Here is a 21,250-nt window from a genome sequence, read left to right as displayed (position 1 = left end):
GTCATGCCCGGCCACCCCGTGTGAGGTCTGACAGGCCCTCCAGGCCTGTTACCCCGCTCTCCAACGACCACCTTCGACCTTTTTTGCAAAATTAGCTTGCGCGCAAACTATCCTTGGACTACCTTTGCTTTGCGATTAGTTAGCGCGCAAGTATTTAGCGCAATAAAACCTTCATTGAACGAGGCAAGATCATGGACACTCTTTACACCGCAGTTGCAACCGCCACCGGCGGCCGTGATGGTCGTGCTGTTTCCGACGACAAGATTCTCGACGTCAAGCTGGCGACCCCGAAAGAACTCGGCGGTGCTGGCGGCGCAGCCACTAACCCTGAGCAGCTGTTCGCTGCCGGTTATTCGGCCTGCTTCATCGGTGCATTGAAGTTCGTGGCCGGTCAGAGCAAACGCAGCATTCCGGCAGACACCTCGATTACCGCCCATGTAGGCATTGGCCAGATTCCGGGCGGTTTCGGTCTGGACATCGACCTGCATGTCAGCCTGCCAGGTCTTGAGCAAGCCGACGCTCAGCAACTGGTCGATGCCGCTCACGTGGTCTGCCCTTACTCCAACGCCACTCGCGGTAACGTCGATGTGCGCCTGCATGTAACGGTCTGAACCCGTCTGGCGTCTGAGTGACGGCTGCCCGGCAAGAATCTCAGGCACAAAAAAACCCGCAGCGATGCGGGTTTTTTGCGTAACGGGGTTACAAAACCATGCTTACTTCGCACGGCCTTTGTAGGAACCGCCTTCACGGGTATCGATCTCGATCATGTCGCCGATTTCGATGAAGTCAGCAACACTCAGCTCGGTACCGTTTTTCAGTTTGGCAGGCTTCATGACCTTGCCCGACGTGTCGCCACGAGCGGAGCCTTCGGTGTAGTCGACCTGACGCACGATAGTGGTCGGCAGCTCTACGGAAACCAGACGGTCTTCGAAGAACACGGCTTCGCAGACGTCGGTCATGCCTTCTTCGACGAAAGGCAGAACGCTTTCGATGTCTTCGGCGTTCAGTTCGTACATGGTGTAGTCAGTGGTGTCCATGAACGTGTAGGTGTCACCGCTGATGAAAGACAGGGTGGCTTCCTTGCGATCCAGGATCACGTCGTCCAGCTTGTCGTCGGCGCTGTAAACGATCTCGGTCTTGTAACCGGTCAGCAGGTTTTTCAGCTTGGTCTTCATGATCGCGCTGTTACGACCGGATTTGGTGAATTCAGCTTTCTGAACCAGCCAAGGATCGTTTTCGAGACGGATCACAGTACCGGGTTTCAGCTCTTTACCAGTTTTCATTGCATATATCCGAATTTGGATGGAATTAACCAAAGGCTCTGTACGAGAAACAACCTGCGCAGGCCTTTTTCGTACAGAGCCTTGTATCAAGGCCGCGTATCATAGCGAATTTACATAAAACTGCACCAGCGCCGTGGCAAGATCAGTCTGTGCGGCTTGTTGCTGGCACCAGTGTTCGGCATGTCGCTCGATCTGCGGCCAGTGTTCTGCCAGCGCAGCCCAGCACTCGCCAAGGTCGTCGCCGACATTCCAGCGCTGCCAGAACTGATTCAACGCCTGCGCGGCCGCGGGCGAAAGACCCGCGAGATAGAGCGTTAAAAACGCATCGAGCTTGGGCAGATGCGCGTCGTCTTCCTGCTGGTAGATGTGCCAGAGCATCGGCCGCCCCGCCCACTGCGCACGCACGAACGAGTCCTCGCCGCGCACGATGTTGAAATCGCAGCTCCAGAGCAGTTGGTCGTAAAGCTCCTGACGGATGAACGGCAGGACCTGAACCGTCAGCCCGCCGTTGGCCTGAATGAACCCGGCGCGCAGCGGATCTTCGGTGCCCAGCCAACGCTGCAGGTCGCCGAGGATGCGTCCCTCTGGCACCAGAAGATGCGTCGGCCGGCTGTCGCTGGCCAGGGCATCAAGCCAACTGCCGAGCGCGGCATTTTCATAGGCAAATACCGAGATCAGGCGCGCACCGGCCAACGCTTCGATACCCAACCCGCTCAGGAACGCTTGCCTTGCCGCGCTGTTTTGCTGAAACGCCTGGCGCTGCTCGATGAGGTTTTTTTCGCGCAACAGGCCACCCGTAGCTTCGGAAAAACCCGGGAAGAAAAAGAACTTCTTCAAACCGTTCGACTGTGGCGATGGCAGGCCGTGGCAGCCAGACACCCAGTCCTCGGCGCTGAGGTAATCGAGATTCAGCCATAGCGGCCTTGGCGAACGCTGCAGCATCGCTTCGGTGTAGCGCGTCGGCAGGCGGCAGGCGAACGCTTCGATGACCCCATCAGGAATATCGGTGTTCAGCCATTCGGTCGGCCACTGGCAGACGCTCACGCCCTCTTGCCATTGTTGCCGGGCCTGGGGATCGGCTGCGGGGCACAAGCGAACGAAGGCCGACAGATCATCGATCCATAAACGCACCTGCAGGCCATGCTCGGCAACCAGCTGGCGCGCCAGGCGCCAGGTCACGCCCGCATCACCGTAGTTGTCGACTACGCTGCAAAAAATGTCCCACGAGGCTTTCATCCTGGCTCCCTGAGGCTGGATGGCAAAAAACGCTGATTGTCGTTCAGAACGGCACGTTGTCACCAGCCTGATGCTGTCGGACAAACAGGCGGCACAGTTTTCATGCCCGACCATCAGGCATGGCACAATCACATCTGTTGGCCTGCAAGGAGTTCAGCCATGTCATTCCCTACCCGCCGTCGCGACCTGTACGTGTCGTTGAAATTGATCGTGTGCATTGCGCTGGGCATCTGGCTGGGCGCCCTGGCGGTGTTTCTGACCGCCCTGCTCTATTACAAAAGCCTGCCACCGGCTCAGACCCAGGCGCTGGACAATGCCGCCGCACAGTTGACCACCCCGCCCGCGCAAAAACCCGCCTCCCCGTCTGCGCCGGAGACCGAGATGTTTCGCAAATATGAGCAAAGCCTGCGTGAAAGCGAGGCCCGTCAGGCGCGCGAACAGGCGCAGGAGCAACAACAGCGCACCTTCAACCGCTCGAAGTGTGATTTCTGGATACAGCAGGATCGCACTGCACCGAGCGAAAAAAGCCGTGCCAGCATCGATCAGTACTGCGGATAAACCATGAACAAACAGGATGTACTGCAACGTATCATCGACAAACTGAACATCGATCTGGACATCGCCGAACGAGCGGCGCAGACCGCCTACGAAACGGCTACGCATGAAGAGAACATCGCCGAGAACAAGTACGACACGCTAGGGCTGGAGGCGTCCTATCTGGCCGCTGGCCAGGCACGCCGCGTCGAGGAGATTCGTCAGTCGCTGACGCTTTATCGGAAATGGTCGCTCAAGCCATTCGATGAATCGCGTGGCATTCAGACCGGTGATCTGGTGGTCGTCGAGGATGTTGGCGGGCAGACGCATTATCTGTTTCTCGGCCCGGATGCTGCCGGCCTGAAGGTCAGTGCAGGCGATCAGCTGGTCACCGTCATTACTGCCAGAGCCCCGCTCGGGCAGAGCCTGCTGGGCAAATTCGAAGACGATGCTGTACAGATTGTCATCAACGGCAGTCGACAATCCTACGAGATCACACAAACGTTGTGACATACCTGGCATCTGCAGGGTTGATCGCATCAAGTTTTTGTGGGTAAGGTGAACCGTCGCCATCACCACCGCAACCGGGGCAACATCAAAGCAAACAAGGACTAAAACCCAAGGAGATTTTTCATGACGAACGTCATCGCATTCCCTGACGCCCATGAACGTGATCGCCTGAAGTCCAGCCAAGATCCGGCGTTGAGATACTTGAACAAGAAAGAACGACAACTGATCGACCAACTGCGTTCGACCAGCCATGCGGGACGGCAGTACGTTTACGACTATGCGAGCATCATGCACTTGTCCAGGCCGTTGTATCCCGAGCCAGTGGACTGATCACGATCGCATGACCTCATCGCAGTCTGCGCCGTTAAATCGGCGCAGACTGCGAGGTTTCGCTTGCTGGCTTCAGCGGATCAGCGAAAAGACCAGTGCTGAAATCGCCACCACACCGGCGGCCACCACAAAGTAGTTGGACCACGCGCCAGCGTATTTACGCATGGCCGGTACCTTGTGGATGGCGTACATCGGCATCAGGAACAGCAAAGCCGAAATCACCGGCCCGCCCAGGGTTTCGATCATGCCCAGGATGCTTGGGTTGAGCGTTGCCACCAGCCAGCACACCACCAGCATGAACGCCGCCGTCATGCGATCCAGCGCCTTGGGTGCAGGACGACGACCCGCCTTCAGAACCAGGCCTTTCAAGCCCTCGCTGGCACCGATGTAGTGGCCGAGAAACGACTTGGAAATGGCCACGAACGCAATCAGCGGTGCGACAAAGGCGATGGTCGGATTGTTGAAGTGGTTGGCCAGGTAGGACAGGATCGAGATGTTCTGCGCCTTGGCCTCGGCCAGCTGGACAGGCGACAGGGTCAACACGCAACTGAACACGAAGAACAGCACCATCACGACCATCAGACCGTGGGCGCGGGCCAGAATCTGCGAACTGCGCACTTCGGCGTTTTCGCCATACTGGCGCTTCTGATCGACGGCAAACGCGGAAATGATCGGCGTGTGGTTGAAAGAGAACACCATCACCGGAATGGCCAGCCACAGCGTGGGTATGAACGCCGATAGCTCAGGGAACGTAGTAGCGGTGCTCAGAATGCCGCCGGTCCAGTGCGGGATGAGGAATATCGCCAGGAACAACAGTGCGACGATGAACGGATAAACCATCAGGCTCATGGCCTTGACGATGAACCGCTCGCCACAACGCACCACGGCCAGCAGCCCCATGATCAGCACAAACGCCAGTGCGGCGCGCGGCGGTGGCGTGATGTGCAGCTGGTGCTCGAGAAAACTGCCCACGGTATTGGTCAGGGCCACGCTGTAGATCAGCAGGATCGGGAAGATGGCGAAGAAATACAGCAAGGTAATCATCGCGCCGGCACTCTTGCCGAAATGCTCCTCGACCACATCGGTGATGTCGGCACCTTCACGCCCTGAGAGCACGAAGCGCGTCAAACCGCGGTGAGCGTAGAACGTCATGGGAAACGCCAGCAGTGCCAGCGCCATCAATGGCCAGAAACCACCAATACCCGCGTTGATTGGCAAAAACAGGGTACCCGCACCGATGGCGGTACCGAACAATCCAAGCATCCAGGTGGTGTCATTACGATTCCACGACGCGATGCTCTCGGGAGCTACATCCAGACGTTCTACGACGCCATTAGCCTGATCATTCATCCGGTCGACTCTCCGTGGCCGGTTTATCAAAAAGGGAAACGCATCGAAAAAATCGGCAGTTCAGCGCCCCCCTCGAAAACAGCGGGCGAGATTCTCCGGGATTGACGGCAGAAGTCAAAGGCTTGTAGGACAATAGTTTCTGCAGCGCATGCTGGCATTCGAGCGCACGCCCTTTGTACAAAGGCCTGGAGGACGGTCGACCTCTTGTCGAGGAATTAGTGTTTCAACAGCTTACGGGCTCAATCCAGCCGCCCACACGGCCTAACATCCGGGAACAGTTCTGCATTTTTCCTGGAGGGGCAGCAGCGATACCATGCCGGGCCTGTGCAGTACGCCCGGCAAAAACCCTTCAAGGACCAAAACGATGTTGAGCATCAACGCCGGACCGTTCGCCCTCGCGATATCCCACCTGTTGTTGTTGGGCGCCTTGATAACGGCCACCTGGGTAGAAGCACGGCTTGTCCGGCATACCCTGTCCAGAAAGACTGCGGTATTCGGACTCTTCATTCTGGGTATCGCTACTGCACGTATCGCATTCGTCCTGACCTATTTCCCGCAGTACAGCGACGCCCCCTGGAAGGCACTGGACATCCGTGACGGCGGCTTTCTGGTCTGGCCCGGGGTTATCTGCGCCCTGCTGGGCGGCCTGATCATCGGCTGGGGCCGCCCCGAACAGCGTCGCGCCCTGACATTCGGAATCAGCATCGGACTGGCGATCTGGGTATCAGGCGGTTTTATTCTGGACCATTATCAAAAGGGCAATTCACTGCCTGATACAACCCTTCGGACGCTGACTGGCGAGCCGGTCAGGGTCTCCGACTACCGGGGCAAACCAGTGGTCATCAACCTGTGGGCCACCTGGTGCCCTCCGTGTCGCCGCGAAATGCCAGTGCTGCGCGATATGCAACGGGAACGCAAGGACATTACATTTTTATTCGTCAATCAGGCCGAAAGCGCCGGGGAAGTCAGCGACTACCTGTCGAAACAGCAACTGGTGCTGAGCAACAGCTTTCTGGATCCGGACGGCGAGTTCGCCCGCCAGGTGGGTTCGGCGGCGCTGCCAACCACTCTCTTCTATTCGCCGGATGGACGCCTGATCGGCAGTCATTTGGGCGAATTGTCCAGCGCCAGCCTCACTCATTATCTGGATAAATAGTCAGGTATTCACCTGCCTGATTGAGATGAAGTTGTCATTGCGAGCGAAAGCCTGCTGCATCGTTTCACCTATCCATGTATAAATGCGCGTACACATTGGCCCTCTCGGAGACTCAGCGCATGCGTTACGCGCTTGATCATAAGGCCCAAACGCACCAACGCATTGTCAAGGAAGCGTCCATGCGCTTCCGTCGTGACGGCATTGGTGCTACGGGCTTGCAACCTTTGATGAAGGCACTTGGCTTGACCCATGGCGGGTTCTACGCGCATTTCAAATCCAAGGATGATCTTGTTGAACAGGCATTGAGTCACGCCCTCGACAATGTAAAGGGAATCACCAGCGACGTTTTCGCCAGGCAGGACTCGCTTAGTGAATTCATTGATCTCTATCTATCAATAGCCAGTCGCGATGCGGAAGACGGCGGGTGCCCGTTACCGACCATGTGCCTGGAACTGGGCCAGCGAGATCAGCCCAGCATAACGACGGATAAAATCATCCTTCACCTGCTGGAGCAGTTCGACAAGCCCCTGGCGGAGAATGGACTGGAGTCCAAGAGCCTGCCGGTGCTGTCCGCACTGGTAGGTGGTCTGGCACTCGCCCGCAGCGCTTTTGACGAGGAGCTGTCGCAGCGCATTCTGGACACGACCCGCGAATATCTCAAAAAGGAGATAAAAAAGAGCACAAACTGACCCTCTGGAACAGATACTTTCTCAGTGAGCTTTCCTGGTGAGAGTTTATAAACACACAGGCCGATCATTGATCGGCCTGTGTGTTTACCGGATGAAACGCTGATCAGTCGATTGCAAGCTTTTCGCGATTCCTCTCCAGGATGGCCTTGCCGATCCCCTTTACTTCGATCAGTTCATCAATCGATGTGAACTCGCCGTTGGCTTCCCGGTAAGCAACAATGGCATCGGCCTTGTTCTTGCCGATCCCCGCCAGTTCTTTCTGAAGTGTCTGCGCATCGGCAGTATTGAGATTGACCCTGTCCTTGCGTTGCTCATGCGCCATAGCGGGCGCTGTGTCTTCCATCATCGGCGAATGGGACATCGCGGGCTCTGCCATGGCGGGCTGAGACGCAGGCGCGGCGTTGACCGCAACCGAGGCACTGGTGAGCAAGGCAAAGATCAAGGCACTGAAGATAGGGGTTCGCATAAATAAAGCTCCATAGCAGTTCAAGGCAGCATTCACATGCTGTGCCTGAAACTTAGATCAGCGTCCCCTTCTGGAAAAGAAGTCGAGCGTTGCTGCCTGTTGCCAGATTGTTCAACGTATTTCCGCCTCTGCCCGATGCCCCGGCAGTACTGATGAAATCACGTTTCGCCGCTGCGCTCCTGATACATCCAGTCAACGATTTCACCCTCTGGCGTATAGCCATTTACCGTTTCGCGCAGCAACTGACGCACGCTGGTGTAATCGTCGCGGTCGACCGCATCCAGCAGTTTTGTCAGGCGGCCTTTCAATACATCCCACGGCAGGCAATCTTCGTTTGCACTCATGATCATCGGGTGCTCGGTGGCAACCACGTTGTCGCCGATCAACAGCTCTTCATAGAGTTTTTCCCCAGGACGCAGCCCGGTGAACTCGATGGAGATATCACCGTGTGGGTTCTTCTCCGAGCGAATGGCCAGTCCGGACAGATGGATCATCTTCTCGGCCAGTTCGACAATCTTGACCGGCTCACCCATATCGAGAACGAAGACATCGCCGCCATGCCCCATGGAGCCCGCCTGAATGACCAACTGAGCGGCTTCGGGGATGGTCATGAAATAGCGGGTGATCTTCGGATGCGTCACCGTCAGCGGCCCGCCTGACTGGATCTGCTTGTGGAACAGCGGGATCACCGAACCGGAAGAGCCAAGCACGTTGCCAAAGCGAACCATGGTAAAGCGGGTCTTGTTGACCTGATAGACGTTGGCCTTGTCACCGAAGATCACTGGCGCGGTTTCGCGGCTCAGTGCCTGCAATATCAGTTCGGCAAGGCGCTTGGTGCTGCCCATCACGTTGGTCGGGCGGACCGCCTTGTCGGTAGAGATCAGGACAAAGTTGGACACCCCTGCCTGCAACGCCGCCTGCGCGGTATTGAGCGTACCCACGACATTGTTGATCACGCCTTCGGCAATATTGTGCTCGACCATTGGCACATGCTTGTAGGCCGCAGCGTGATAGACCGTGTCGACCTTCCAGGTTTTCATGATCGACAGCAGCTTGGGGTGATTGCGTACCGAACCGAGTATGGGCAGCAATTTCACCGAGAGTGACTCGCGAGCCGAGCGCTGTTCAAGCTCCGAGAGGATGCTGTAGAGATTGAACTCGCTATGGTCCAGCAACAGTAATTGGGTAGGTTGCAGCAGCAGTATCTGTCGGCACAGCTCGGAACCGATCGAGCCGCCTGCGCCGGTGACCAGCACCGTCTTGCCCTTGATGCAGTGCTCGAGCAGGTTATCGCGAGCCGGGACTGCATCGCGTCCCAGAAGGTCTGCGATGTCGACTTCCTGAAGGTCATCGACCTTGACCCTGCCAGCGGCCAGATCCATGAAGCCCGGAACGCTTCGTACGTGCAGCGGAAAGCCTTCCAGAAAACCGAGGATTTCCCGACGACGCCCACGCGACGATGACGGGATTGCCAGGAGGATTTCCTGAGCCCCCGTGGAATCGATCATTCGCTGGATGTTTCGCGGCTTGTAGACCTGAAGACCGGAAATGACCCGGTTGGAAATCGACTCATCATCATCGATGAATGCCACCGGATGCATCAGACGGCCCATGCGCAATGCGGCGACCAACTGGTTGCCCGCTGCACCGGCGCCATAAATGGCAACCTTCTGCAAACCGTTGTCGCTCTTGGCGAAAGGCACGTGCTGCGCCGCAGCGAACCAGTCGCCGAGAAAATACTGCCGCATGGCCAGTCGCAGACCGCCGATCATGACCATGCTCAACCACCAGTAGTTGAAGATCACCGAACGCGGTACCAATTGCTGGTGGTTACTGTAAACGTAGACCATGCACCCAAGGATCAATGACGACATCGTCACGGCCTTGATGATGGCAATCAGCGCATCATTGCCGAAGTAGCGCATCACTGCGCGATACATGCCGAAGCGGATGAACAGCGGGATAGCCGCAACGGGCGCACTGATGAACAGCCACGTGTGCTTCTCGAGAGGATTGATCAGCTCATCGATACCCAGTCGTACGACAAACGCCATCCACAGAGCCAGCCAGACCAGGAAGACGTCGGTAGCAACCTGAATTATTCGTTTTTTGCGGCGTGGTAGAGCCAGTAATCTGGTCCGCAACCTGCTCATCAATTTTTTTATGCTCCGTTATGCTACCGGTTGCAACATGACCTGAAATCGGTACCTGTGAAACAGCTACGTGTCTGAGACAACCAGAAAAACACTTCGTTACCTTATTCTGCCTTGCCGGCGCGGAACCTCAACGCCAGCAGAATCAGCGGGCAGTAAGCAATCACCGCCCATATAAGCCCCTCTCCATCGCCCAGCGCAACCCATAGTGCAATGGGCAGCAACCAGACAAGATTGATCAACCCCACCGCAAGCGTAACCGGCACATGCCTGCCGTAATGACGCGACGCAAACTGATACGCATGGCTGCGATGTGCCTCGTAGAGCCTTTCCTTGCGTAACAGGCGTCGCACGAGGGTAACGGTCGCATCGACGATAAACACTCCCAGCAGAATCAACCAGGACCAGAATAACTGAGGCGAGGCCCAGGAACCCTGAATGGATAGCACACCGAGCACTATGCCGAGGAAACCACTGCCCGCATCGCCCATGAATATCTTCGCCGGAGGGAAGTTCCAGTAGAGGAAACCCGCTGCGGCAGCGCCCAGCATGAGTACCTCCCAGGACAGCCCGGCGTGGCCGCCCAGCGCATAGATAATGCTCATGCCCAGGCATACCGTGACCGCCTCGATACCGGCAATGCCGTCTATTCCGTCCATGAAGTTGTAGAGGTTCAGCATCCACACCAGATAGAACGCCGCGAGCACCTGCCAGAGCAGCCCCAGGTCGACACTCCAGCCCATGACGTCGAGCGGGGCAAGCCCGTCCAGCCAGAACAAGGCCCAGGCAGCCGCAGCAAAATGCCCCAGCAGACGCCATCGTGCGGCGATATGCCCGTGATCGTCCATGAAACCGATCACCGCCACCAAGCCTCCCGAACCTACGATTGCGACAAGCGCGGAGGAAGACAGATAACCGGCCCACCCCAGCACAGCCATCGCCATGATGAAAGTAATGACGATGGCAACGCCGCCGCCTCTGGGCGTGGGTATGGAATGCGAACTTCGGGCGTTTGGAATGTCGATCAGACTTTTGGCGAGCGCATACTTGCGCAGCAACGCCGTTAGAATCAGAGACAGAAAGGCAATAGCGATTACCGACAGCCACTCAATCATGCTTGCCGTGTTCCAGATAGTATCGAGCAGTGTCCTGCATGGCGTGTTCAATACTCACAGGTGGATGCCAATCCAGCATCGTACAGGTTTTACTGATATCGACCTGCAGCGAGTTGCACAGCCGTTGTGAAAAAGCTTTCTTGCCCAACAGTGCTGCAGCCGCTTTCAGCAGTGCGGCCGGCACCGGCAGCAGCCGGGCAGGTTTGCCCAGGGCCTTGCCCATTTCGCGCAGCAGCCTGGACGTCGACAGATCATCCCCGTCACTGACCAGAAACGTCTGGTCAGCCGCAGCGGGATGATCGACACAGACCGTCACCAGGTCTGCCAGGTTATCCACCGCCACCAGGCTTCTACGATTATCGATGGCCCCGAGCGGCAACGGCAGCCCTTTGTCCAGCCAGCGCATCATGCTTCTGAAGTTGGCCTTGACCCCCGGACCATAGACCAATACCGGTCGAATGATCACCACCTGCATACCGGTGCGGGCAGACAACTCGCGCAAGCCCTCTTCAGCCCTGTGCTTTGACACACCATAGGCATCCAGCGGATTGCACGGGTCGCTGGCCGTGAATGGCGCACCCGCAAGCGTAGACTCGCCATTGGCCTTGATGGAACTGATAAAAATGAAGCGTCTGACGCCTGCTGCTGCGGCCTGCTCGGCCAGATTAAGCGTTGCGGTGACGTTGGCGCGGAAGTATTCCTGATCCGGCGCTTCAGCGGTCTCGTTCAGTACATGAACCCGGGCAGCACAATGAATCACCACGTCCGCGCCGGCTACAAAACTTGCCCATTGATTGTCTGGCGCCAATGATTGCGCACTGACAACATCGACGCGCGGACTGGAAGCGACATAAGCGCCCCGGACTGCAACCCTAACAGAACAGCCTGTGCGCTCGATCAGCCGACGAACCACGGCACTGCCCACGAAACCTGTCGCACCTGTTATTGCAACCAATGCAACATCACCGCTCATGCAAACACGCCCTTCCAAATCGGCCAAATATTGCTCAAGTAACGCCTTTTGACAACTGAAATATGTTCAATCCATTTTATAACTTTCAAGATGACGCTCAACGTGTACCAAGGTCAATGCACAATCATCATGTCCTGGCACTCACTTGCAAGAATTCGATTACCACGCTAGCTGACAACTAACGTGTTCATCCTGCCTTCAAGGGATGAGCAGTTCCAATGGGCGCTTTTCGAGCGAGTACTTACGACTCAGAATATTACCCAGCACTTTTTTCGCAGCCGTTTCGCCATGCACCAGCCGAATCTGCGTCGGCCAATCTTTCATCTCCGTGACGAACTCGACCAATTCGACCTGATCGGCGTGAGCAGAATAGCCTTTTGCGGTGTGGACACCGGCTTTTATATCAAAGCGCTCGCGGTCCAGCTCAACATAGCCACCCGATGGGCCATGCAACTGAATGGCCTCGCCCGGTGTTCCCTTGCCCTGATAGCCGACAAATACCACGTTATGTCGTGTGTCGCCGAGCATGGCTTTCAGGTAATTGACGATTCTGCCTCCGGCACACATGCCGTTACCGGCAATCACGATGGCCGGACGCGCCGTGCTGGCCAGATAATTGACCGTGCGCAGGTGCTCCTCATGAGTGTCGACGGTAACCAGCTGTTCGAAGCCCAACGGCTTTCTGCCGACGTCGAGCCTCAGCCGGGCGTCCTCATCCCAATAATCTTCGAACGACTGATAGACCTTGGTAAAACGACTCGCCAGAGGCGAATCAAGGATGATCGGCAACCTCGACCAGTCCGGGTCACCCTCACCCGGATGCCCGCTGTTTCCCGCACAGTGAGTCGACGGTACCTTGCGTCGCAGTATGTCTTCCAGTTCGTAGAGCAATTCCTGGGTTCGGCCGATGCTGAACGCCGGTATCAGCACGGTGCCGTTATCCTCCAGCGCCTTGTCTATGATGCGCTCAAGCCCTTGCTGACGAACGTTGCGATCTTCGTGAACACGATTGCCATAGGTGCTTTCCAGCACCAGCACATCCGCGCGCTCGGGCGGCTTCGGCGCAGGTAGAAACGGTGTATGACTCGCCCCCAGATCACCGGAAAACACCACCCGCACAGAACGCTCCCGGTCAGGATATTGAAGATCGCATTCTATATAGGCTGACCCCAGTATGTGTCCGGCGCGCTGCAAACGGACCCGGCAATGCACGGATGCGTTGTCGATCAGGCTGAACCAGTCATTGAATGGCAGAGCGATGATTCTCTTGTTGATGACGTCCAGGTAGCGCGCGACTTGCCCGGGGTCGTGTGCAAATTCAATTTTCAGGAGATCTTCCATGACCAGTGGCAACAGATGAGCACTGGGCTCACTGCACAGTATCGGCCCCTTGTAACCGGATGCCAGCAACTCGGGAATACGCCCGACATGGTCATTGTGTACGTGGCTGATCAACAGCGCCCTTATCGCCTGCGGATCGAATCCGAATGACGCGGTCCCGGATTGCCTGCCGCGCTCCTGTACCGACCCACAGTCAATCAACAGGCTGCTCGATGCGTCCATGTGCAGTTGGTGACACGAGCCCGTCACTGTATCGACAGCGCCGTGATGAATGATTTGCGGATAAGACATGCAGTCACCTTTTCTCGCCAGCCTGCTCTGAATATGCGGGACATCCGGCATCAGGTCTGGACATTAAGTTTCGGCGCATTCTGCACTTGAACGATTCATTTTCAAGCCTTGACACAAGGCTGTCAGAGCAGCAGTAATCGACGCTGAAAATGAATATAACCCGCACCCCCTTTAAAATGGGTATACGAATTAAAAAAGCGAATATTCCTACACGATGAAGTAACTAGTCGTCATGTAAGCCAAGAATAAACCGACAGAATTATAAGGCTCTTTTTTCGACAAAACCGTTTGAAGACACAATGAAGCGCGCCAGGTCAGCAGCAGCGCATGCTGCTTCGTGAACAGAAGGGAGTAAAAGACGCGCGACATCGTGTCGCCAGATCGATCTCCGACGACGCTTGATCAGCGCTGCTCAGACAGAGCGAGGGGAAGGTACGCGCTTTTTACGAAGGCTGGCTATCCATGCCAGTATCGGGCCGATGATCATGCCCACGAGCAACGCAAGGACAACAGGCAATGCCAGCGGAAGCTGAGGCGCCGACCAACCGAAAAACGTCACGGCAACAGACTGCCGGTTCTCAAGCACAAACACGGTTGTTGCCAAAACAACGAGCAACACGGTGACGATCAAAATGACTCGTTTGAAGATACGCATCTGGTGATCCTGTGGTGAATGGCTTTAAAAGCCCTCTTCTTCATCCTCATTGACCCGATCCCGCAGTTCCTTGCCCGGCTTGAAATGCGGGACAAACTTGCCATCGAGACTGACCGACTGACCGGTCTTAGGGTTGCGCCCAACCCGCGGTGCGCGGTAATGCAGCGAAAAGCTGCCAAAGCCCCGAATCTCGATTCGGTCTCCGGTTGCCAGGCACTGGGACATTTGTTCAAGCATGGTCTTGATGGCCAGCTCGACATCCTTGGATGAGAGCAGCCCTTGATGGGTGACAATTCGTTCGATCAACTCCGACTTCGTCATATTTTTCCCTTCTTTTTCAAGCAGCTAGATCAGCGCTTGGAAGGTTTTAGCATGACCGGATGAATTTGAACAGCCCATCTATTGACTTATGTTCAACACCGTCTAACCAGGCATGAAGAGATTACAGCGACATGACAGGAGGGAGGTAGAGGAAGAGAGCTGGAGCAATAGACGAAACGAGACAGCCTGAGAGGCCACTGGAGGCGTTTTGCGACTCATGCTGTACGTGAGAGCAAGCCAGGAAGATCCGAACCTGCAGGGCCTGAACGATAGAAACAAAAAAGGACGACCGAAGTCGTCCTTTTTTTGGTCAAGCAGAACTTAGTTCTGTTTTTCCATTTGCGCGCGCAGCAGGTCACCAATAGTGGTAGGACCAGTGCTTTCAGCGACTTCAGGCTTGCTACGCAGGCTCTGGATCGCTTCTTTCTCGTCTTCAACGTCTTTCGACTTGATGGACAAGCTGATTACGCGGCTCTTGCGGTCAACGCTGATGATCTTGGCTTCGATCTCTTCGCCTTCCTTCAGAACGTTACGCGCGTCTTCTACGCGGTCACGGCTGATTTCGGAAGCCTTGAGGGTCGCTTCGATGTCGTCGGCCAGAGTGATGATGGCGCCTTTGGCGTCAACTTCTTTAACGATACCGCGAACGATGGCGCCCTTGTCATTGACAGTGACGTACTCGGAGAACGGATCGCTTTCCAGCTGCTTGATACCCAGCGAGATACGCTCACGCTCAGGATCAACCGACAGGATCACAGTATCGAGCTCGTCGCCCTTCTTGAAGCGACGTACGGCTTCTTCGCCCACTTCGTTCCAGGAGATGTCGGACAGGTGAACCAGACCGTCGATGCCGCCGTCCAGACCAATGAAGATACCGAAATCGGTGATCGACTTGATGGTGCCGGAGATTTTATCGCCCTTGTTGAACTGGCCAGAGAAATCTTCCCACGGGTTAGATTTGCACTGCTTGATGCCGAGGGAGATACGACGACGCTCTTCGTCGATGTCCAGAACCATGACTTCCACTTCGTCGCCAACCTGAACGACTTTCGAAGGGTGGATGTTCTTGTTGGTCCAGTCCATTTCGGAAACGTGTACCAGGCCTTCCACGCCTTCTTCCAGCTCTGCGAAGCAGCCGTAGTCGGTCAGGTTGGTAACACGCGCGGTAACGCGGGTGCTTTCCGGGTAGCGAGCCTTGATAGCAACCCATGGGTCTTCACCCAGTTGCTTCAGACCCAGGGAAACACGATTGCGCTCGCGATCGTATTTCAGAACCTTGACATCGATCTCGTCGCCAACGTTGACGATTTCCGATGGATGCTTGATGCGCTTCCAGGCCATGTCGGTGATGTGCAGCAGGCCATCGACGCCACCCAGATCGACGAATGCGCCGTAATCGGTGAGGTTCTTGACGATACCCTTGACTTGCTGACCTTCCTGCAGGGACTCGAGCAGAGCTTCGCGCTCGGCACTGTTCTCGGCTTCCAGGACACTGCGACGGGAAACGACAACGTTGTTGCGCTTCTGGTCCAGCTTGATGACCTTGAACTCGAGCTCTTTGCCTTCCAGGTGAGTCGTGTCACGCACAGGGCGGACGTCAACCAGAGAACCAGGCAGGAACGCACGGATGCCGTTAACGTCGACAGTGAAGCCGCCTTTAACCTTACCGTTGATAACGCCCTTGACCACTTCTTCAGCTGCGAAAGCCGCTTCCAGAACGATCCAGCACTCGGCACGCTTGGCTTTTTCGCGGGACAGCTTGGTTTCGCCAAAGCCATCTTCGACCGCGTCCAGCGCAACGTGAACTTCATCACCGATCTTGATGGTCAGCTCGCCAGCGTCGTTGTGGAACTGCTCCAGCGGGATGAGGCCTTCAGATTTCAGACCGGCGTGAACCGTAACCCAACCTGCCTGGTAGTCGATATCAACGATGATCGCGGTGATGATCGAACCGGCCTGAAGGTTGAGGGTCTTTAGGCTTTCTTCAAAAAGTTCTGCAAAGCTTTCGCTCATTTTAATTCCTGTTGATCAAGGGCGAAGAATACGCCCATCTGCCACGCTCCAGACAACGTGGGTTTCGTTCAAATAAAAGAAAGCCTGCGGGACTATGACTGGTCTCCCACACGCCTCTTCGTCATCCGGCAATACCGCGAAGCGCGATTTCACTCAGAATGCGTTCCAGCACCTGTTCGATGGACAATTCAGTGGAATCCAGCTGTATGGCGTCGTGCGCCGGCTTCAACGGTGCTACCGCTCGCTGGGTGTCACGCTCGTCGCGTGCACATATCTCATCTAGCAGACTCGACAGACTAACATCATCGCCCTTGGCCTTCAACTGCAAGTAACGTCGACGCGCACGTTCCTCGGCACTGGCGGTGAGGAATATCTTCAGCGGGGCATCCGGGAAGACCACGGTGCCCATGTCGCGACCATCCGCGACCAGGCCCGGCTCTTCCTGAAACGCGCGCTGGCGCAACAGCAACGCATCGCGCACCGCCGGCAGCGAGGCCACCTGCGATGCGCCGCTGCCGACCTGTTCGTTGCGAATGGCGTGGGTGACGTCCTCGCCTTCCAGAATGATGCGCTGTCCCTGCCCTGCCGCAGTCGCTTCGAACTGAACATCCAGATGAGCGGCCAGAAGCTTGAGCGCTTCTTCATTGGTCAGGTCGACACCGTGATTGCGCGCCGCGAAAGCCAGCAGGCGATAAAGCGCACCGGAGTCGAGCAGGCACCAGCCGAGTTTCCTGGCCAGCAATCCGGCGACCGTGCCCTTTCCGGAACCGCTGGGTCCGTCGATGGTAATAACAGGAGCTTTGATTTTCACTTTTTGTCCTCTTGCGCTACACGCATGCCAACTTGAGCGCACAGCGCCAGAAAATGGGGAAACAATGCAGCGGCATCCGCGCACGCCTGAATACGGATGGGCGCCGAAGCCCTCAACGATGCAACGCGAAACGCCATGACGATACGCTGATCACCGCGAGCATCCACCTCGCTGCCACCCGGCACACCGCCTTCGATAATGATGCCATCCAGCACGGGCTCGGCCTCGATGCCGAGCGCCAGCAAACCGTCAGCCATCAGCCTGACGCACTCCGACTCGTCGGCTTGCAGAGCCTGCGCGCCGCGCAGAATGGTACGCCCTTCTGCACAGGCTGCGGCAACAAGAAGCACCGGAAATGCATTCAGCGCCAGCGGCACCAGTGCTTCCGGGATGTCAGCGCCTTTGAGCCGGGCCGAGCGAACATGCAGGTCAGCGACCGTTTCATCCGCCAGCTTGCGGACGTTCTGCAGCACGATATCGCCGCCCATCAGGCGCAAAATATCGATCGCACCCTCGCACGATGAACTGACGGGAACGTCCTCCAGCAGCAGATCGCAGCCTTCACTGATCGACGTCGCGACCATGAACAGCACCGCCGACGTCACCTCCACCGGCCCCTTGATTCGATGACTGACACCCTCCGCAGAGCCGCCGCGAAGTGCACGAGGCTCCTCAGGTGCGGTATCGACACGGGCACGGCTGGCGAGAATTCTGCCGAAGTGCTCCCTCGCGGCGCGTGCACGGGTAAATACATCCATCAACTGCGCGCCATCACCGGCATCCACTGCGTCGCGCAAGGCGTCGAGATCGGTGCGAAAGCTGTCCAGAGTGCGCAGTACAGCATCACGGTTGGCCATGAAAATGTCGTGCCACATGGTCGGATCGCTGCCTGCGATGCGCGTGAAGTCACGAAACCCGCCTGCGGCATACCTGAATATGTCCAGGTTTTCGTTGCGCTTGGCCAGCGAATCGACCAGGCCGAATGCCAACAGATGCGGCAAATGACTGGTGGCAGCCAGCACCTCGTCGTGGCGCTCGACCTGCATGTGCTCAACGTCGGCCCCAAGGGCTGACCACAACTGGTCGACAATCGCCACCGCGTGGGGATCGGTTTCAGCCAGTGGCGTGAGAATGACCTTATGGCGACGAAAAAGCGCCGCATTGGAGGCCTCGACGCCGCTCTGCTCGGAACCGGCAATCGGATGGCCGGGCACGAAGCGCGACGGCATGTGCCCGAACGCCTGACGTGCAGCCCTCACCACATTGCCTTTGGCGCTGCCGACGTCGGTCAGGATTGCATGACCCAGATCGATCGGCGCCAGCAGCCCAAGCAGCTTTTCCATGGCCAGTATCGGCACCGCCAGTTGAATCACGTCCGCGCCACGGCAAGCGGTGGCAAGGTCAGCCTCACAACGGTCCACGACCCCCAGCTCGACCGCCAGCTGTCGCGACTGCGGATCGAGGTCGACGCCGACCACTTCGCGACACAGGCCGCTTTCGCGCACACCCTTGGCAAAGGAACCACCGATCAACCCGAGTCCGACGACCACCAGACGACCGATCACCGGCCGTACCGACGGCTCCGCAATCACATCAACCACGCGAACACACCTGACAACCCGGCAAGGTAAAAAACAAACGAATCATGGACCACACCCTCAGAGCACCGCTTTCGGGTAGGAACCCAACACCTTCAAGGCGACGGCTTCGCTGCTGATTTGCTCCAGCACGGCCTTGACCAGCGGATCCTTGTGATGCCCGACGAAGTCGATGAAGAACACGTAGGTCCACTTGCCGCTGCGCGAAGGACGGGTCTCGATACGCGTCAGATCCAGGCCATTCTCGTGAAACGGCACCAGCAGCTCGTGCAGCGCGCCGGGCTTGTTGCTCATCGACACAATAATGGACGTCTTGTCATCGCCGGTCGGCGGGACTTCCTGATTGCCGATAATGAGAAAGCGCGTGGAGTTGTCCGGACGATCTTCGATCTTTTCCGCCAGACGGGTCAGGCCATACAGACCTGCCGCCATATCGCCGGCAATGGCCGCCGAATTCCACTCGCCCTTGACCCGCTTGGCGGCTTCGGCGTTGCTGGCAACGGCGACGCGCTCGACATTCGGGTAATGGGCATCCAGCCATTTACGGCACTGAGCCAGTGACTGGGCATGAGAATAGATGCGCGTGATGCTTTCCGTCTTGGTGCTTTCGCCCACCAGCAGATGGTGGTGAATGCGCAATTCGACTTCGCCGCAGATCACCATGTCGTGTTCAAGAAAGCTGTCGAGGGTGTGATTGACCGCGCCTTCGGTGGAGTTTTCCACCGGAACCACGCCGAAATTCACAGCACCGGCGACCACTTCACGAAACACTTCGTCAATTGCGGCCATCGGCAGACTGATGACGGCGTGGCCGAAATGCTTCATCGCAGCGGCCTGGGTGAACGTCCCCTCAGGGCCAAGATAGGCAACCTTGAGCGGCTGCTCCAGCGCCAGGCAGGAAGACATGATTTCGCGGAACAGACGCGCCATTTCCTCGTTGCTCAACGGTCCGCGATTGCGCTCCATGACTCGCCTGAGCACCGCAGCTTCGCGCTCCGGACGATAGAACACAGGCACCTCGCCTTCAGCCAGCGAGGACATCTTGACCCTGGCCACTTCCTGGGCACAGCGGGCACGCTCGCTGATCAGTTCCAGAACCTTCTCATCGAGGCTGTCGATACGGACGCGAAGCGCCTTGAGTTCTTGCTCGGACATCAGCCGTGCTCCTTCTCGAAGTCTTTCATGTAGGCCACCAGCGCGTTGATGGCGTTGATATCGATCGCGTTGTAGATGGATGCACGCATGCCACCCACCGAGCGATGGCCCTTGAGGTTGAGCAGGCCGTTTGCATCGGCACCGGCCAGGAACGGCTTGTCGAGACGATCGTCAGCCAGACGGAACGGGACGTTCATCCACGAACGATCAGGCTTGTTGATCGGGTTGCTGTACAGCTCGCTGGCGTCGATGAAGTCATACAGCGTGCGCTGCTTGATTTCGTTGCGCTTGCCGATCGCTTCGACACCGCCCTGCTCTTTCAGCCATTCGAAGACCAGCCCGGACAGGTACCAGGCCAGGGTCGGCGGCGTGTTGTACATCGAGCCATTGTCGGCCGCGACCTTGTAGTCGAGCATGGTCGGGCACAGCGAGCGCGCGCGGCCCAGCAGGTCTTCGCGAATGATCACCACCACGATACCGCTAGGGCCGATGTTCTTCTGGGCACCGGCGTAGATCATGCCGAAACGCGAAATGTCCAGCGGACGCGAGAGGATGTCCGAAGACATGTCGGCCACCAGCGGCACGTCGCCGGTTTCCGGAATCCAGTTGAATTCCAGGCCGCCAATGGTTTCGTTTGGCGCGTAGTGGACGTAAGCCGCGTCCTTGGACAGCTTCCACTCGTTCTGGCCGGGAATCGCAAAGTAATCGTAGGCCTTGGCGCTGGCCGCGACGTTGATTGCGCCGTAACGCGACGCCTCGTCGATAGCCTTCTGCGACCAGATGCCGGTGTCGATGTAATCGGCCTTGCCGTTTTCAGGCAGCAGGTTCAGCGCGATCTGGGCGAACTGCTGGCTGGCACCGCCTTGCAGGAACAACACTTTGTAATTCGAAGGAATGGACAGCAGGTCACGCAGATCCTGCTCGGCCTTGGTGGCAATGGAGACGAACTCATCACTGCGGTGGCTCATTTCCATGACGGAAAGGCCTTTGCCATGCCAGTCGAGGAGTTCCGCCTGGGCACGCAGCAGAACAGCTTCAGGAAGCGCAGCAGGACCTGCGCAGAAGTTAAAGGCTCGCTTGCTCATATCCACTCTCGTCAAATACGTTGGGTCTGTACGCGCTTGTTTCTGGTTGCTTGCCACGAGCAGACAGACGCCGCAGCGACTGGCAGCTCCTTGCGGGAATCTTGATCCGGCCGCCGGGCTGGCCGAATGCTGCAAGGGCTGGACTTGCCTGGAATGCAGATGCATGCACAGACGAGCCAGCCCTT

General features: G+C 57.2%; 21 protein-coding genes. 6 read left to right on the top strand and 15 right to left on the bottom strand.

The features are described from left to right. Positions 1–191: 191 nt before the first annotated feature. Positions 192–611 (top strand): organic hydroperoxide resistance protein, encoded by a 420-nt coding sequence (locus tag LIX91_RS02565; RefSeq protein WP_003342698.1) that lies wholly within the window; start codon positions 192–194, stop codon positions 609–611. A 102-nt stretch (positions 612–713) separates the two neighbouring features. Here the strand turns inward: LIX91_RS02565 and LIX91_RS02560 are convergent, their stop codons facing one another. Together LIX91_RS02560 and earP are read right to left on the bottom strand one after the other, a co-directional pair. Next, positions 714–1,283 carry an elongation factor P gene (locus tag LIX91_RS02560; protein WP_002554550.1) on the bottom strand — a complete coding sequence of 190 codons (570 nt, stop codon included), beginning with the start codon at positions 1,281–1,283 and terminating at the stop codon, positions 714–716. Between the two features lie 99 nt (positions 1,284–1,382). Continuing rightward, positions 1,383–2,519 (bottom strand): elongation factor P maturation arginine rhamnosyltransferase EarP, encoded by a 1,137-nt coding sequence (earP, locus tag LIX91_RS02555; protein WP_003418083.1) that lies wholly within the window; start codon positions 2,517–2,519, stop codon positions 1,383–1,385. 159 nt (positions 2,520–2,678) lie between these two features. Here earP and LIX91_RS02550 point away from each other — a divergent pair, with 159 nt between their 5' ends. The 3 genes from LIX91_RS02550 (at position 2,679) to LIX91_RS02540 (ending at position 3,893) form a co-directional block, all read left to right on the top strand. Next, positions 2,679–3,077 carry a hypothetical protein gene (locus LIX91_RS02550; protein WP_003418090.1) on the top strand — a complete coding sequence of 133 codons (399 nt, stop codon included), beginning with the start codon at positions 2,679–2,681 and terminating at the stop codon, positions 3,075–3,077. 3 nt (positions 3,078–3,080) lie between these two features. Then, the gene (locus LIX91_RS02545) at positions 3,081–3,563 is read left to right on the top strand and encodes a hypothetical protein (protein ID WP_003418091.1); all 483 of its coding nucleotides are present in this window, start codon (positions 3,081–3,083) and stop codon (positions 3,561–3,563) included. Positions 3,564–3,686: 123 nt separating this feature from the next. Beyond that, positions 3,687–3,893: a hypothetical protein gene (locus tag LIX91_RS02540; protein WP_002554553.1), complete on the top strand. Its 207-nt coding sequence runs from the start codon at positions 3,687–3,689 to the stop codon at positions 3,891–3,893. Positions 3,894–3,965: 72 nt separating this feature from the next. Here the strand turns inward: LIX91_RS02540 and LIX91_RS02535 are convergent, their stop codons facing one another. After that, a complete protein-coding gene (locus LIX91_RS02535; protein WP_003418093.1) occupies positions 3,966–5,243 on the bottom strand; it encodes an aromatic amino acid transport family protein in 1,278 nt (425 codons plus the stop codon). 364 nt (positions 5,244–5,607) lie between these two features. Here LIX91_RS02535 and LIX91_RS02530 point away from each other — a divergent pair, with 364 nt between their 5' ends. Next, a complete protein-coding gene (locus LIX91_RS02530; protein ID WP_226487928.1) occupies positions 5,608–6,399 on the top strand; it encodes a prolipoprotein diacylglyceryl transferase family protein in 792 nt (263 codons plus the stop codon). A gap of 119 nt (positions 6,400–6,518) precedes the next feature. After that, positions 6,519–7,088 (top strand): TetR/AcrR family transcriptional regulator, encoded by a 570-nt coding sequence (locus LIX91_RS02525; protein WP_100073088.1) that lies wholly within the window; start codon positions 6,519–6,521, stop codon positions 7,086–7,088. Between the two features lie 103 nt (positions 7,089–7,191). Here LIX91_RS02525 and LIX91_RS02520 read toward each other — a convergent pair whose 3' ends face one another. The 12 genes from LIX91_RS02520 to serC all read right to left on the bottom strand — a co-directional run bounded on the left by LIX91_RS02520 (position 7,192) and on the right by serC (position 21,065). Then, on the bottom strand, positions 7,192–7,554 hold the full coding sequence (locus tag LIX91_RS02520; RefSeq protein ID WP_003418099.1) for a ComEA family DNA-binding protein: 363 nt from the start codon (positions 7,552–7,554) through the stop codon (positions 7,192–7,194). A gap of 158 nt (positions 7,555–7,712) precedes the next feature. Beyond that, positions 7,713–9,707: a polysaccharide biosynthesis protein gene (locus LIX91_RS02515; RefSeq protein WP_003393786.1), complete on the bottom strand. Its 1,995-nt coding sequence runs from the start codon at positions 9,705–9,707 to the stop codon at positions 7,713–7,715. Positions 9,708–9,811: 104 nt separating this feature from the next. Then, on the bottom strand, positions 9,812–10,822 hold the full coding sequence (locus tag LIX91_RS02510; RefSeq protein ID WP_103696731.1) for an MraY family glycosyltransferase: 1,011 nt from the start codon (positions 10,820–10,822) through the stop codon (positions 9,812–9,814). After that, positions 10,815–11,795, bottom strand: coding sequence for a UDP-glucose 4-epimerase family protein (locus LIX91_RS02505; protein ID WP_226487927.1), 981 nt, complete (start codon positions 11,793–11,795; stop codon positions 10,815–10,817). Before LIX91_RS02505 ends, LIX91_RS02510 begins: the two co-directional genes overlap by 8 nt. Before the next feature lie 198 nt (positions 11,796–11,993). Next, a complete protein-coding gene (locus tag LIX91_RS02500) occupies positions 11,994–13,427 on the bottom strand; it encodes an MBL fold metallo-hydrolase RNA specificity domain-containing protein (RefSeq protein ID WP_226487926.1) in 1,434 nt (477 codons plus the stop codon). Between the two features lie 412 nt (positions 13,428–13,839). Next, positions 13,840–14,082, bottom strand: coding sequence for a lipopolysaccharide assembly protein LapA domain-containing protein (locus LIX91_RS02495; RefSeq protein WP_046236216.1), 243 nt, complete (start codon positions 14,080–14,082; stop codon positions 13,840–13,842). A 24-nt stretch (positions 14,083–14,106) separates the two neighbouring features. Further along, a complete protein-coding gene (gene ihfB / locus LIX91_RS02490) occupies positions 14,107–14,403 on the bottom strand; it encodes an integration host factor subunit beta (protein WP_002554561.1) in 297 nt (98 codons plus the stop codon). 321 nt (positions 14,404–14,724) lie between these two features. Next, positions 14,725–16,416, bottom strand: coding sequence for a 30S ribosomal protein S1 (rpsA, locus tag LIX91_RS02485; protein WP_002554562.1), 1,692 nt, complete (start codon positions 16,414–16,416; stop codon positions 14,725–14,727). A gap of 121 nt (positions 16,417–16,537) precedes the next feature. After that, positions 16,538–17,227, bottom strand: a complete 690-nt coding sequence (cmk, locus tag LIX91_RS02480; RefSeq protein ID WP_002554563.1) for a (d)CMP kinase — start codon at positions 17,225–17,227, stop codon at positions 16,538–16,540. Beyond that, entirely contained in the window at positions 17,224–18,828 is a 1,605-nt protein-coding gene (locus LIX91_RS02475) for a prephenate dehydrogenase/arogenate dehydrogenase family protein (protein ID WP_226487925.1), read from the bottom strand. The genes cmk and LIX91_RS02475 overlap by 4 nt, the downstream gene beginning before the upstream one ends. Positions 18,829–18,885: 57 nt before the next feature. Further along, positions 18,886–19,980: a prephenate dehydratase gene (pheA, locus tag LIX91_RS02470; RefSeq protein WP_003404232.1), complete on the bottom strand. Its 1,095-nt coding sequence runs from the start codon at positions 19,978–19,980 to the stop codon at positions 18,886–18,888. Then, a complete protein-coding gene (serC, locus tag LIX91_RS02465) occupies positions 19,980–21,065 on the bottom strand; it encodes a 3-phosphoserine/phosphohydroxythreonine transaminase (RefSeq protein WP_003393775.1) in 1,086 nt (361 codons plus the stop codon). The genes pheA and serC overlap by 1 nt, the downstream gene beginning before the upstream one ends. Between the last annotated feature and the right edge of the window lie 185 nt (positions 21,066–21,250).

Origin of the sequence: Pseudomonas sp. B20 (assembly GCF_020515755.1) — a bacterium.
Lineage (GTDB): Bacteria > Pseudomonadota > Gammaproteobacteria > Pseudomonadales > Pseudomonadaceae > Aquipseudomonas > Aquipseudomonas syringae.
The sequence above is the reverse complement of the archived record's forward strand: the minus strand, read 5'-3'. Positions and strand labels throughout refer to the sequence as shown.

Coding starts and splice junctions, on each gene's coding strand:
- LIX91_RS02565 (WP_003342698.1), top strand. CDS start 192: ATGGACACTCTTTACACCGCAGTTGCAACCGCCACCGGCGGCCGTGAT.
- LIX91_RS02560 (WP_002554550.1), bottom strand. CDS start 1,283: ATGAAAACTGGTAAAGAGCTGAAACCCGGTACTGTGATCCGTCTCGAA.
- earP (WP_003418083.1), bottom strand. CDS start 2,519: ATGAAAGCCTCGTGGGACATTTTTTGCAGCGTAGTCGACAACTACGGT.
- LIX91_RS02550 (WP_003418090.1), top strand. CDS start 2,679: ATGTCATTCCCTACCCGCCGTCGCGACCTGTACGTGTCGTTGAAATTG.
- LIX91_RS02545 (WP_003418091.1), top strand. CDS start 3,081: ATGAACAAACAGGATGTACTGCAACGTATCATCGACAAACTGAACATC.
- LIX91_RS02540 (WP_002554553.1), top strand. CDS start 3,687: ATGACGAACGTCATCGCATTCCCTGACGCCCATGAACGTGATCGCCTG.
- LIX91_RS02535 (WP_003418093.1), bottom strand. CDS start 5,243: ATGAATGATCAGGCTAATGGCGTCGTAGAACGTCTGGATGTAGCTCCC.
- LIX91_RS02530 (WP_226487928.1), top strand. CDS start 5,608: ATGTTGAGCATCAACGCCGGACCGTTCGCCCTCGCGATATCCCACCTG.
- LIX91_RS02525 (WP_100073088.1), top strand. CDS start 6,519: ATGCGTTACGCGCTTGATCATAAGGCCCAAACGCACCAACGCATTGTC.
- LIX91_RS02520 (WP_003418099.1), bottom strand. CDS start 7,554: ATGCGAACCCCTATCTTCAGTGCCTTGATCTTTGCCTTGCTCACCAGT.
- LIX91_RS02515 (WP_003393786.1), bottom strand. CDS start 9,707: ATGAGCAGGTTGCGGACCAGATTACTGGCTCTACCACGCCGCAAAAAA.
- LIX91_RS02510 (WP_103696731.1), bottom strand. CDS start 10,822: ATGATTGAGTGGCTGTCGGTAATCGCTATTGCCTTTCTGTCTCTGATT.
- LIX91_RS02505 (WP_226487927.1), bottom strand. CDS start 11,795: ATGAGCGGTGATGTTGCATTGGTTGCAATAACAGGTGCGACAGGTTTC.
- LIX91_RS02500 (WP_226487926.1), bottom strand. CDS start 13,427: ATGTCTTATCCGCAAATCATTCATCACGGCGCTGTCGATACAGTGACG.
- LIX91_RS02495 (WP_046236216.1), bottom strand. CDS start 14,082: ATGCGTATCTTCAAACGAGTCATTTTGATCGTCACCGTGTTGCTCGTT.
- ihfB (WP_002554561.1), bottom strand. CDS start 14,403: ATGACGAAGTCGGAGTTGATCGAACGAATTGTCACCCATCAAGGGCTG.
- rpsA (WP_002554562.1), bottom strand. CDS start 16,416: ATGAGCGAAAGCTTTGCAGAACTTTTTGAAGAAAGCCTAAAGACCCTC.
- pheA (WP_003404232.1), bottom strand. CDS start 19,980: ATGTCCGAGCAAGAACTCAAGGCGCTTCGCGTCCGTATCGACAGCCTC.
- serC (WP_003393775.1), bottom strand. CDS start 21,065: ATGAGCAAGCGAGCCTTTAACTTCTGCGCAGGTCCTGCTGCGCTTCCT.